Genomic DNA, 12,164 nt, shown 5'->3' with positions numbered 1-12,164 from the left:
TGAGTGGCATCGCGCTCACCCTCGGCCATATCGCACGGCATACCCCGCACGGAGCCGGCGCTCAAGGCCGCGATGCCGCAATCGTCGACATCGCCCAGGATCTGCTGCTCCGGCACTTGCACGGCGCCCGGCCACGAAGGTCCCGCCTTCATTCCGGAACGGTGGCTCCGCGACCGCAGTGCCGGCGAATTCGACGAGGAGGACATCGGCGCTCTCGCCGTTCCCGTCCCCACGGCCGGAGAATTGTCCGAGGCGCTGCGAACCCACTTCAGGTTTCTTGCCGATCTCGAGGACGACGAGCGCGTCCTCGCCCAAGCACGCGAGCAGGACAGACCTCTGGCGTTACGTCTGTTGGGCGCCCTGCCCGGCGCGCGGCTGGTGGATGCCGGGCTGTTCTGACTCGGCTCGTGGTGCTCGGCAACCCGCTCGCCTGCCACGTGAAGCGGCTGGGGCGTCGGTAGGCTCATCGAATATGACGACCCTTGCCAGTCGCACGATCGCGGCCCTGCGCAGCGAGCACGACACCCTCGCGGGCGTGGTCTCCGGACTCTCCGCCGAGCAGCTCACCGGCCCGTCCGGTGCCGCCGAGTGGACCATTGCCGACGTACTGTCGCACCTGGGCAGCGGAGCGGAGATCACGCTCGCCGGCTTCCGTGCCGCCCTGGGTGAGGCCGAGGCACCCGGTCCGGACTTCAATCAGAGTGTCTGGGACCGGTGGAACGCGCTGAGCCCGCAGGATCAGGCCGCCGGCTGGGTGAAGTCCGACACCGCACTGGTCACGGCCTTCGAAGCGGTGCCGGAAGAGCGACACGACGAGATCAAGGTCCGCAGCTTCCTGCCCGACCCGCTGCCGTTCTCCTCGTTCGCCGCCCTGCGGCTGAGCGAGGTCGCCCCGCATGTCTGGGATGTCCGGGTAGGTGTCGACCCGTCGGCGGGCCTCACCGATTCGGCCGCCGTGCTGTTGGCCGAACACCTCAGCGACAGTCTCGGTTTCCTGCTCGGCTTCATCGGCAAACCCGCCGAAGCCCACGAGCACGCTGTCATCGAGATCAGCGACACCCCGTACCGCATCGTCCTGGACGACAAGGCGCTGCTCACCACCGAGGCCCTACCGTCGACCGCGACGTTCGACGGACCGCTGGAGGCGGCCGCGCGACTGCTCTACGGCCGGCTGGCCCCACAGCACACGCCTGCCGGCGTAGGCGTGACCGGAAACATCTCACTCGACGAACTGCGAGCCGTCTTCCCCGGGTTCTGAAAAGGCTGTGGTGATCGGCTCGGGCCGATCACCACAGCGCCTTGCCGGATCGCTGCCGTCGCCGGTCAGGCGAGCATGGCGTCGCGAACCTTCGCCGTGTCGACGAACTGTTCAAAACGAACGATCTGTCCCGCGCGGACGATGAAGTGGTGGGCGACGCGGACGTCGATCGGCCGGCCGGTCGCCTTGTTGACGGCGGTGTACCGGGCCAGGACGACGACGTTCTCGCCGTCGGCGACGTAGACGTCATCATGGGCTGTCCAGTCCGCCCAGTCAGCGCCGAGCCTCTCCATCACACCGTCGGGTGTGCGGTAGGTGCCGGCCAGGGGAAATCCGGCCATCTCGGTCCACTCGACGTCCGGGGCCAGCGTGGCCCGCAGGGCCTCCAGATCACGGTTCGCCGAGGCGAGGTACTGACGGCGGACCACGTCGGCGGGCGCGGTCGAGGTGGTGAAGTCGGTCATGATCAGCCCCAGCTCATCTCGCCCTTGGCGACCTTGGCGCCGATCTGGGCGGCGATCAGCATGCCGTGTTTCGGGTAACGGCTAGTCAGCGCCTCGATGAGAGCCGGGCCGTCGGCGGCCTTGGCCAGTTCCTCCTCGAAGGCGACCAGGTAGTCACGGGTGCCGGTGACGGCGCTCAGGTCCGCGGCGGTGCCTGGCAACCGGTGTCCGGGTACGACCAGCTCAGGCTGGAGGGCGGCGATCTCGTCGAGCGCTGCGATCCAGGCCGTGCGCTGCTCGGGACGGGCGGTGTCGGCGGTCCAGACGTGCTCCTGCTGGAACACCAGGACTCCACCGAGGACGGCGCGGTGCTCAGGCTGCCACAGGTAGTGGCGGTCCGGGAGGTCGGCCGCACCACCCTTGAGTTCGAACCGGTTGCCCTCCAGAACGAGGTCACCGGTCAACGGCACGATCTCCACGAGGCGGGTGGGCAGGTTCACTCCGGCCGCTGCCCAGGCCGTCAACTTCTTCTCGTACGACCGCTGGATGTGTGCAATGACCGGCACCGTCGCCACGATCGTCGCGTCCGGGAAAGCGTCGGCGACCACCTCGGCGCCGAAATAGAAGTCCGGATCACCGTGGCTGATCACGATCGTGGTGAGCCGTTTGCCGGAGTCGAGAATCGCCGCGGCCAGGCGGTGCCCGTCGGCGCGGGTGAAACCGGCGTCGACCAGCAGGGCGTCGGTCTCACCGGTGACCAGGGTGGCGGTCTTGTTCTTGCTGCCGACGGGGAAGTCGAGATCGAAGACCTGGAAGTCGAGCGTGCTCATGGGATGTCTCCTCGGTGTGAACGGCACTCTTCAGCAACTTACCTGACGAAACAGTAACTGACGCGTCAGGTATATGTGAAGGTATGTGCCGCCTGCCACTCACCGCAAGCGCGGCACCTGCTCGCCCACGCCACGGCTCAGCATCCGCAGGTCCTCGGTGAAGGCGTCCCAGCGCTCGGCGGGAAGCTGGCTCGCGAGGAGTCGCTGCAGGTTCTCCCGGTGCAACCGAGTGGCACGGACGACGGTCTCCTCACCCCGCGGCGTCAACCGGACCAGCCGCCCGCGGCGATCGCCCGGGTCGTCGGCCCGCTGCACCAGATCCGCCGCCTCCATCCGGTCGATCAGCCGGGTCACCCCACCAGTGGTCAGCACCTGCGCCCGGCCGATGGCCGACATCGCCAGCCCCGGAGCGTCGGCCCGCCCCAGAATGAGCAGCACCTCGTACATCAGGTGGCTTATCCCGCACTCCTGCTCGAGTGCCCGGCCCACCAGATGTTCAAGCCGGTTCGCCACGCCCAGCAGCCGGCCGAACGTCACCACCAGGGCGTCATCGGCCGCCTGCCGCGCCGACCCGATCTCCTCGCCAGCATCCACGAACCGCACCCCACCCTGTCTGGCCACCATGACCCGCCGACGATAGCCGGGGACCATCGACAGCCGGTGCCACGACTGGCGCGCACCGGCCGGGCCTCGAACCGGCCTGCGCCGCCGAGTCGATGCAAACGAAAAACGCGGTCCGCCGTTGAGGCGAACCGCGTTCTCATTTGTAGCGGGGACAGGATTTGAACCTGCGACCTCTGGGTTATGAGCCCAGCGAGCTACCGAGCTGCTCCACCCCGCGTCGGTATGGGTAAAGCCTAGCGCACGGGCTCCGGGGACCGCAAAACGGTCCCCGGAGACGCGCATCACCCGCTCGGAGTGGGTGTCGGGCTGGCGGGAGTGGAGGCAGCCGGGGTCGCCCCGGCGGCCTGCTGGGCGGTCTGGAAGCGCTTGATGGCTTCACCCAGCGCGGTCAGGGCCTGGCCCTCCTTGACGAGGTCGCCGGACTGCTTGGCGGCCCGCAGGTCGGCGATGGCCTTGTCCATGGCGGCCGCCGCGGAGGCGAGTTCGGCGCTGACGTCGCCGGGCGGCGCGTTGCTCGGCGGAGTGGTGGGTGTGGTGGTGCCGGGTGTCTCGGTCCCCGGAGTGGTGGGGGTGGTGGGTGCACCGGTCTTACCGAGTTCGGCGAGGGCCTTGAGGCCTTCCTCCAGGTTGTCCTCGAGGACGACGTACGTGCCGCCGTCGCCGTACGACATCAGGACCTTCTGCAGCAGTGGTGCGGCACCGGCCTGGCTGCTCCGTACGTAGACGGGCTCGACGTACAGGATGTCGTCGGCCAGCGGCAGTGAGATCAGGTTGCCGTAGAGCACGGTGGCCTGGCCGCCACGGGTCAGCAGGGCCAACTGTTGGGAGACGCCGTAGTTGTTGACCATCCGCTGGTGTACCTGGACGGGACCGGGCACGACCGTGTCGTCGGGTAGTTCGAGGATCTCGAGCCGTGGTTGCCCGCTGACGTAGGAGGCGGAGATCAGGGCCGCCATGTTCTCCCGGTTGAGTGGTGTCACGCCGGCGGTGAGCTGGAAGCGGGTCTCGTCCTGCTCGGGCAGCTTGACGTTGAGGTAGTACGGCGGCTGGTACCCGTCCGACGGCGAGTCGGGCGCGTTCGGGACCTGCCAGAAGTCGTCGCCGGAGAAGAACGTCCGCGGGTCGGTGACGTGGAACTTGGTGAGCAGGTTGCGCTGCACCTTGAACAGGTCGGCCGGGTAGCGGAAGTGGTCGGCGAGCGCGGTCGGGATCTGGTCCTTCGGGACGATGAGGTCGCCACCGAACGCCTTGTTCCACGCCTTGAGGACCGGGTCCTGGTCGTCGAATTCGTAGAGCGTGACGGTCCCGTCGTACGCGTCGACCGTCGCCTTGACCGAGTTGCGCATGTAGTTGACGTCGTCACGGGCCAGGGCGAAGGAGCCCGTGCCGGTCAGTTCGTCGCGTGTCTCGGTGGCCAGGTTGATCTTCTGGGCGTACGGGTAGGTCTTCGCCGTCGTGTAACCGTCGAGGATCCAGGTGATCCGGCCGTTGACGACAGCCGGGTACGGGTCGCCGTCGATGGTGAGGAACGGCGCGACCTTGGCGACCCGCTCGCGCGGCTCACGGGTGTACATCACCTTGGAGCTGTTGTTGACCGCGTCGGAGAGCAGGAAGTTGCTCTCGGTGTTGTGGATCGCGAAGACGAGACGCCGGAAGAACGACCCGATCTCGACACCACCAGCACCGGAGTACGTGTAGAGCACCTCGCCGCTGTTGCTGCTGGCGTCCTGCGGGCGGTCGAACTCGACGTTCTTGCTCTCTTCGGCCTGACCGACGATCGCGTACTCGGTGGACTGCTCGCCGTAGTAGATCCGCGGCTGCTCGGCTTCGAGGGCCGCGGTCGGGGTGATGCAGGCACCGGCGTTGGAGTTGTCGCTGCCGATGAGGCCGGAGGCGAAGTACGGCAGGCCGGTCCCGCAGACCTTGTTGGCCGGCGCCGCCACCAGGCCGTAGCCGTGGGTGTAGACGGTGTGCCGGTTGATCCAGTTGCGCTGCTGGGCGGTCAGCTTGTCGTCGTCGATCTCTCGCGCGCCGACCACGTAGTCCTGGGTCTTGCCGTCGATCGTGTAGCGGTCGACGTCGAGTTTCTCACCGAAGTCGTAGAAGCCGCGGGACTGCTGCGACTGGGTGAACGCCTGCGAGACGAGCTGCGGGTCGATGATCCGCACGTTCTGCGCGCTGGCGTCGGTCGGCAGCGACGCGACCGGCCGTTCGTTCTTGGCCTGGTACTTCGAGACCTCGGTGTTCTCCAGGCCGAAGGCGTCCCGGGTCGCATCGATCGATCGGAGGATGTATGGCCGTTCCTTGTCGGCGAGGCTCGGCTTCACCTGGAAGTTCTGCACGGCCAGCGGGTAGATGCCGCCGATCGCGACGGCCGAGATCGCCAGCAGGGCCAGCGAGACGCCGGGCCAGACCAGGTTCCGCATGACGGCGTTGGAGAAGACGATGATCGCGATGGCGACGACCACCGAGATGTACGCCAGGATCTCCTTGGCCGGCAGCAGCGCGTTGACGTCGGTGTAACCGGCGCCGTAGAGCCCCGGGGACACGTGCTGTTCCAGCAGCAGCGCCTGCCGGTCCAGGATGTAAGCGACCGCCTTGAGCAGCACGAAGACTGCCACCAGCGAGGTCAGGTGAGCCCTGGCCGCGGTGGTCATCCGGTCGCCGACACCCTGCAGGCGCACACCGCCGAAGATGTAGTGCACCGCGAGCGACCCGAGGACCGACAGCACGATCGCGGTGAAACCGAGGCCGAGCAGGTACCGGTAGATCGGGTAGTCGAAGACGTAGAAGGAGTGGTCGATGTTGAACTCGGGATCCTTGGTCCCGAAGTCCCCACCGTTACGGAACAGCATCCAGTCGCTCCACCGGCCCATCGCGGAGAGACCCGCGAAGAAGCCGATGACCAGACCGGTCACGGTGATCCAGGTGCCCAGGCGGGGCGCCAGGATCATTCGGTAACGCTCCAGGGTGGCCTGCTCGGCCGAGTGCGGGCGCAGCAGCGGCCGCAGACGGTAAGCCAGGTAGAGGTTGCCGGCGACGACAAGCGTCATCGCCGCACCGACGACCAGGAACAGGACGAGCTGGGTGAGCAGCACGCCGGAGAAGACATTCGTCTTCTTGACCTCGTCGAACCACAGGTAGTCGGTGTAGGCGTCGATACCCCACCCGAGGAGCGTGAATAGTATGAAGACCCCGACCAGGACGCCGACGGTGACGCGACCGCGCCGGCTCATCCTCGGTAGAGGACTGTTACGCATGACCAACGTTGGCTCCACACTTCGTCTGGCCGGTGTTTCACCTCAGGGTGTCGCATCCGACTGCTATACGCGGCAGAACTGTCTCGTCACTACCGGCGTGGGCATCACGACGCCGTGCACGGCTGGGGTGCGCCGCCGGCGACGTAGGTCTCGAGTGCGGTGAGCGCGTCGTCCACCGTGGCCACCTCGGCCATGGTCAGGCCGGGGACGGGATTGCGCAGCGCCTCCGCGCAGTTGTCCTTGGGAACCAGGAAGAGCGTGGCGCCGTCCCGCTTGGCACCGTTCAGCTTCTGCGGAATGCCGCCGATCGGGCCGACGTTGCCGTCGTCGTCGATGGTGCCGGTGCCCGCGATCACCTTGCCGCCGGTCAGGTCGGCCGGCCGCAACTTGTCGATGATCCCCAGGCTGAACATCAGGCCGGCGCTCGGCCCGCCGATCTTGTCGAGGTCGATGTTGATGTCGAACGGGTGGGGCTGCTTGGTGTCGATCTCGATGCCGATCCGGGGCGTGCCGTCCTTCGGGTCGGCCTTGGCGGCGATCCGCGTGGTGCCCGCGGTGCCGGCCCGGTCGTACGAGATGGTCAGCTCGGTCCCGGCGGGTTTGGCCCGGACCAGCTCGGTGACCTGGCCCGCCTTGGTGATCGCGGTCCCGTCGACTGCGGTGATGACGTCGTCCGCTTTCAGCGAACCGTCAGCCGCGCCGCCCGCCGTGACGTTACGCACGTAAACCTGCACCGGATAGCCCAGCTCGCGCAGGGCGACCGTCTCGGCGCTGGTCTGCGATTCCTTCCACTCCTGCGCGTTCTGCGCCTGGACCTGCTTCTCGCTCTGGTCCGGCGGGTAGATCAGCTCGCGCGGCACCACCGCGTCGGAGTCGCTCAGCCAGCCACGGATCGCCCACACCAACTCCACCTGTGACTGCACGTTCACCGTGGTGAGGCGCAGCTGGCCGGCGGATGACGAGGTCTCGCCCTTGGTCACCTTGATGACCTCGGTCCCGTTGGAGGACCCGAGGGTATCGACGGTGGGACCGGGCTTGAGCACCACGTAGGGCATCGGTGCGACCATGACACCGGCAGCCAGCAGGGCGGTGATCAGGGCGCCGAGGATGACAGTGACTCCGCGACGTCTCATGCGCGTGAGAGTACCCACCCTGTCTGAGTTCTCTCTGAGCTGATACCTCCCTCCGTCCGCTACGGGCTTTTCGCGCGTACCGTGGGGACGTGCCTGATATCCCGTTCGGCTTCTCCCTGCCGGGCGCTCAGCCGCCCGACCCCTCCGACCCGCAGCAGATGCAGCAGTTCATGGCTCAGCTGCAGCAGATGTTCGCCACACCCGGCAGTGGCCCGGTCAACTGGGACCTGGCCCGGCAGGTGGCCGCGAGCCAGTTGTCGGCGACCGGTGACCCCGCGGTGAACATCCTTGAGCGCCACCAGGTCGAGGAGGCTCTGAGCCTCGCCGACCTCTGGCTCGATCCCGTGTGCTCGCTTCCGAGCGGCATCCGCAAGTCCGTCGCGTGGAACCGCAACGAGTGGATCTACAACACGCTGGACGTGTGGAAGAAGCTGTGCGAGCCGATCGCCGGCCGGATGGTCGGCGCGATGGGCGACCTGGTTCCCGAGGAGGCCCGCGCTCAGCTGGGCCCGATGCAGTCGATGGTCGCCACGCTCGGTGGCGCGCTGTTCGGCGGTCAGCTCGGCCAGGCCTTCGGCCAGCTCGCCGCCGAGGTGCTCTCGGCCGGTGACATCGGCCTTCCGCTCGGCCCGGCCGGCACCGCCGCGCTGGTCCCGTCCAACATCAAGGCCTACGGCTCCGGCCTGGAACTCCCCGAGGACCAGGTCCGGCTGTACGTGGCTCTGCGCGAGGCCGCCCATCAGCGGTTGTTCGGGCACGTCCCGTGGCTCCGGGCGCACGTGCTGAGCGCCGTCGAGGCCTACGCCAACGGCATCACCGTGAACCGGGAGGCGATCGAGGAGGCGATGAGCCGCGTCGACCCGACCGATCCGGAGTCGATGCAGGCCATGGCGCTGGAGGGCATCTTCACGCCGGAGGACACCCCGCAGCAGAAAGCCGGCCTGGCCCGGTTGGAGACGGCGCTCGCGCTGGTCGAGGGCTGGGTGGGTCACGTGGTGGACGACGCCGCTGGGGACCGGCTGCCGTCGGTCGCCGCGCTCGGTGAGGCGTTCCGCCGTCGCCGGGCCGCGGGCGGGCCCGCCGAGCAGACGTTCGCCGCCCTGGTCGGGCTGGAGTTGCGGCCGCGGCGGCTGCGCGAGGCCGGAGTGCTGTGGACCGCGGTCACCGAGCAGCGTGGCGTCGCCGGTCGCGACGCTCTCTGGGACCACCCCGACCTGCTCCCGACCGACGAGGACTTCGCCGATCCGGCTGCCTTCGCCCGCGGGCGTTCCGACTGGGACATCAGCGAGCTGGACAACCTGGGCGAGGGTCCCAAGGAGGACTAAAGCCAGGGTTCCGGCTCGCGCCTCGCTTCCTCAGCGATCCGCGAGCCGGGACTCAACCGCTCGCCGCGCCTCGCTCCCCTCGCGATCCGCGAGGGGGACCTAACCGCTCGCGCCTCGCCCTCTCTCACGAGCCGGACCTAACCGCCCAGGAGGGTCCGGGTGTTGTCCCAGCCCTCCAAGGCGATGTCCAGCCCTGCCAGGTCGGCCGGGCCGCGCAGCCGTCGCCACTGCGGGGTCGAGGTGACCTCACCCGGTGACGGCGCCGTCCTGCGCAGCAGTGCCGCTGAAGCGCTGTCCAGGTCGTGATCGGCCAGCCAGTCCGGCGCGGGCAGCCGAGCGGCCACCCCGAAGAGCCCACCGGGCGGTCCAGCCGGGGCCACGGCCACCGCTTTGCCGTCCAAAGGACGCAAGAGCTTTCCGAGCGTCATGCCCGGTACGTCCGGCGCGTCACCAGCGATCACGGCCGCCTCGTCGAAACCATCCTTCGCGGCCGCTGCCAGCACCGGCAGCACCGTCGGAGTGGGCACCTGGTAGATCCGGGTGCCCGGCCAGGCGATCTCCTCGGCGAGCGCCAGGTCGTCCGCGGTCGCCGCGATCGCGGCCTCCGCCGTGGCCAGTTTGGCGAGCAGATCGACCACGTCCTCGGCCATGGCGGCGCGCCAGGCCCGCAGGTCGACCCCGGGCGGACTCCAGGGCACCGGGACCAGCATCACCACCACTACACGCCGGGTCACGACGCCACCCTACTCAGCGCACTCCCCGCGTACCGCCGCCCCCGCCGGAGGCGCCGGACCGTCGGTGACCGGTTGCGCGGACCGGGTGCACGGGCATGATCTTATTCGGCCATCACCAGGCTGCCGGACGCGGAGACGCCCTCCAGGTAGCCCCGGGCCCGCTCGGCCTTGGGGAACCGGTTCACCAGGTCCCAGAAGCGGTTGTTGTGGCTCGGAACCACCAGGTGGGCGAGTTCGTGCAGGAGTACGTAGTCGATCACCCAGTCGGGCATCTCCTGGATCCGGTGGGAGATCCGGATCGTCGCGTCGTCGGGGGTGCAGGACCCCCAGCGGCCGTTCTGGTTGGTGACCCATCGCACACTCGCCGGAGCCACCGCGTCGGCGTGGTCGGCCAGGTACCGGGTCGTCAGGCGCCGGGCACGGGCCAGCAACTCGGCGTCGGTGCACCGCAGCCGTTCCTCGCGAGCTTCCAGGCGGGCGAGCATGCGCTCCACCCACTCCGTCTCCTCCGCACGGGAGAAGCGGTCCGGGATGAGCACCACGACTCGTTCGCCGTCGCGATAGGCGGACACCGTCCGTCGCCGGCGCTGGCTGCGCCGCACTTCCACGACAGGCTTGCGCGCGCGGGCCATTACCGGCTCGCGCGGCCCAGATTCGGGTTCACGTTGAGACGCTAATCCGCCGGACCCCGGTTACCGCAAGAGTACGGACAATGACGGTCGCGGAATATGAGCGCTTCGCCCACATATACCCGAAAAAATTTCCTCAGCGGCAACATCGGCGACATCCGTCAACCTAGACCATCATCGACTCAACTCGTCAGCCACCTCGAATGTCCGTTTTATGCCTTTACGATGGGAATCGTCGGCGTGTCCCGGCAAAACTGGCCATAAAGGGAACTTCGGACCGGCACACTCACGTCGTTGGCGACACCGCCGACGCTGCGCTGACATGGAACCGGCCTGACCTGGGTAAGTGACCGCCCCGGACGGGTGGCCACATCCGCGTGGCAGGTCCGCGCTCGCCGCCGACGACTTTGGCAGTGGGCACGGGCGGCCGACGAAAACGACGAGGAGGAACCGTGGCCGACACCACATACAACGGCTATTGCGTCAAGTGCAAGGAGAAACGCGACTTTCAGGGCGAGGTCGCCGTTTCCAAGACCGGCATGAACATGGCCAAGGGCAAGTGCCCGGTCTGCGGGACGACGATGAACCGAATCCTGGGCAAGGCCAAGGCGTGACCACGTCCCGGGGAGGGTGGGTCATCGGCCCGCTCTCCCCGGAGGCTCAAGCCGTAACCGTGCCCACTCAGACACGTTGAGTCAACTGGGGTCACTCCGGGCCTGTGGATAACTCGCCCAAAGCTGTGGACAACGCACGGCAGGGCGAGTTCGGCCTGTGGATAACATCATCGCTGCGCACCTTCGCGGTGACACCCTGTCGAACATGAACCGGACACCACTACCCAGGCCCACCCTGATCCCCGGGCTGGCCCGCGTCTGGCGCGACCCCGGGGAGTTACAACTGGGGCTCGGCCCCGGGCACGCTGTGCTCCTCCAGCTGCCCGACCCCCGAGCGGCCGGAGTCCTCGACCTGCTCGACGGGCGCAGCCCCGAGCGACTGATCCTGACCCGCGCCGCCCAGCGAGGCATCCCGCCCGACGAGGCGCTCGCCCTGATCGACCTGCTGCGCCGGGCCGGGCTGGTGATGCCCGCGGCCGCCCTGCTCCCACCCGCCATGCCGGCCGACACCCGGCAACGGCTCACCTGCGAGGCGGCCGCTCTGGCCCTGGGCTCGGCCGGCCCCGCGGACCCGTCGCCCGCCCACGTCCTACGGCGCCGCCGGTCGGCCCGGGTGGTGGTGACCGGCCGCGGCCGGCTCGGCGCCCCGATCGCGGTGGCCCTGGCCGAGGCCGGCGTCGGCCACGTGCATCCCGACCTGTCCGGCGCTGTCGGAGCCGCGGAGATCACCGGCTCGCCGTTCGGCCCCGGCGACGTCGGGTCACCCCGGCGGACCGCCGTGGAGGCGGCCGTCCTGCGGGTGGCCCCCGGCACCGCGGTCCACCCGGTGCGCCAGAGCCCGGCATCCCTGGTGATTCAGCTCACTCACGACGAGCCGCCCGCCCTCGTCGCCGCCGGGCACGCCTCGCGCCGGCAGCCCCATCTCGCCGCCGTTCTCCGGGACGGGGTGGCCGTGGTCGGCCCTCTGGTGCCCGCGACCGGCGCACCCTGCCTGAACTGCCTGGATCTGCATCGCAGGGCGCGAGACGAGGGCTGGGCGGGCGCGGTGGGGCTGATGACCGACGCTGCCGAGCCCGGAGCGGTCACCACCCTGCTCGCCGCCACCGCCTACGCCACGGCCCAGGCCCTGGCGTTTCTGGACGGCACCACCCCGGAGACCCTGGGGGCCGCGGTGGAGATCTCCGCGCCCGGCCGGTTCCGGCGGCGGACCTGGCCGGCGCATCCGGACTGCGCTTGCCGAAGGCGTCGACACGGGCCAACCTTCACCGGACCTTCACCGCATAACTACCAAACCACCTCGTGACGGGCCGAGTG

The 12,164-nt window shown here is 68.9% G+C and carries 12 protein-coding genes and 1 tRNA gene; 5 read left to right on the top strand and 8 right to left on the bottom strand.

All coding sequences use genetic code 11. The features are described from left to right. Positions 1–3: 3 nt before the first annotated feature. Both BLU81_RS38285 and BLU81_RS38280 read left to right on the top strand, forming a co-directional pair. A complete protein-coding gene (locus BLU81_RS38285) occupies positions 4–399 on the top strand; it encodes a hypothetical protein (protein WP_092552814.1) in 396 nt (131 codons plus the stop codon). A 73-nt stretch (positions 400–472) separates the two neighbouring features. Continuing rightward, positions 473–1,258 (top strand): maleylpyruvate isomerase family mycothiol-dependent enzyme, encoded by a 786-nt coding sequence (locus BLU81_RS38280; protein ID WP_092552811.1) that lies wholly within the window; start codon positions 473–475, stop codon positions 1,256–1,258. Between the two features lie 65 nt (positions 1,259–1,323). On the opposite strand, the gene BLU81_RS38275 is transcribed toward BLU81_RS38280, so the two are convergent. The 6 genes from BLU81_RS38275 to BLU81_RS38250 all read right to left on the bottom strand — a co-directional run bounded on the left by BLU81_RS38275 (position 1,324) and on the right by BLU81_RS38250 (position 7,548). After that, positions 1,324–1,722 (bottom strand): nuclear transport factor 2 family protein, encoded by a 399-nt coding sequence (locus tag BLU81_RS38275; protein WP_092552808.1) that lies wholly within the window; start codon positions 1,720–1,722, stop codon positions 1,324–1,326. Between the two features lie 2 nt (positions 1,723–1,724). After that, a complete protein-coding gene (locus BLU81_RS38270) occupies positions 1,725–2,531 on the bottom strand; it encodes an MBL fold metallo-hydrolase (RefSeq protein WP_092552805.1) in 807 nt (268 codons plus the stop codon). Between the two features lie 99 nt (positions 2,532–2,630). Beyond that, on the bottom strand, positions 2,631–3,155 hold the full coding sequence (locus BLU81_RS38265) for a MarR family winged helix-turn-helix transcriptional regulator (RefSeq protein ID WP_092552802.1): 525 nt from the start codon (positions 3,153–3,155) through the stop codon (positions 2,631–2,633). Positions 3,156–3,298: 143 nt separating this feature from the next. Then, a tRNA-Met gene (locus BLU81_RS38260) sits at positions 3,299–3,372 on the bottom strand. Positions 3,373–3,436: 64 nt separating this feature from the next. Next, positions 3,437–6,391 carry a UPF0182 family membrane protein gene (locus BLU81_RS38255; protein WP_092552799.1) on the bottom strand — a complete coding sequence of 985 codons (2,955 nt, stop codon included), beginning with the start codon at positions 6,389–6,391 and terminating at the stop codon, positions 3,437–3,439. Positions 6,392–6,519: 128 nt separating this feature from the next. Continuing rightward, positions 6,520–7,548 (bottom strand): YlbL family protein, encoded by a 1,029-nt coding sequence (locus BLU81_RS38250; RefSeq protein ID WP_092552795.1) that lies wholly within the window; start codon positions 7,546–7,548, stop codon positions 6,520–6,522. An 89-nt stretch (positions 7,549–7,637) separates the two neighbouring features. Between BLU81_RS38250 and BLU81_RS38245 the strand changes: the two genes are divergently transcribed. Beyond that, positions 7,638–8,873 carry a zinc-dependent metalloprotease gene (locus BLU81_RS38245; RefSeq protein WP_092552792.1) on the top strand — a complete coding sequence of 412 codons (1,236 nt, stop codon included), beginning with the start codon at positions 7,638–7,640 and terminating at the stop codon, positions 8,871–8,873. Positions 8,874–9,010: 137 nt separating this feature from the next. Here the strand turns inward: BLU81_RS38245 and BLU81_RS38240 are convergent, their stop codons facing one another. Together BLU81_RS38240 and BLU81_RS38235 are read right to left on the bottom strand one after the other, a co-directional pair. Further along, positions 9,011–9,583: a hypothetical protein gene (locus BLU81_RS38240; RefSeq protein ID WP_407923906.1), complete on the bottom strand. Its 573-nt coding sequence runs from the start codon at positions 9,581–9,583 to the stop codon at positions 9,011–9,013. A 125-nt stretch (positions 9,584–9,708) separates the two neighbouring features. After that, positions 9,709–10,239, bottom strand: coding sequence for a M48 metallopeptidase family protein (locus tag BLU81_RS38235; protein ID WP_092552786.1), 531 nt, complete (start codon positions 10,237–10,239; stop codon positions 9,709–9,711). A 449-nt stretch (positions 10,240–10,688) separates the two neighbouring features. Between BLU81_RS38235 and BLU81_RS49350 the strand changes: the two genes are divergently transcribed. Beyond that, positions 10,689–10,850: a DUF5679 domain-containing protein gene (locus BLU81_RS49350; protein ID WP_172890699.1), complete on the top strand. Its 162-nt coding sequence runs from the start codon at positions 10,689–10,691 to the stop codon at positions 10,848–10,850. Positions 10,851–11,055: 205 nt separating this feature from the next. After that, a complete protein-coding gene (locus BLU81_RS38230) occupies positions 11,056–12,153 on the top strand; it encodes a hypothetical protein (protein ID WP_092558230.1) in 1,098 nt (365 codons plus the stop codon). Positions 12,154–12,164 lie beyond the last annotated feature (11 nt).

The sequence above is a fragment of the Actinoplanes derwentensis genome (genome assembly GCF_900104725.1).
Taxonomy (GTDB): Bacteria; Actinomycetota; Actinomycetes; order Mycobacteriales; family Micromonosporaceae; genus Actinoplanes; species Actinoplanes derwentensis.
Note: the sequence above shows the minus strand (reverse complement) of the source record. Positions and strands in the feature narration are given on the sequence as shown.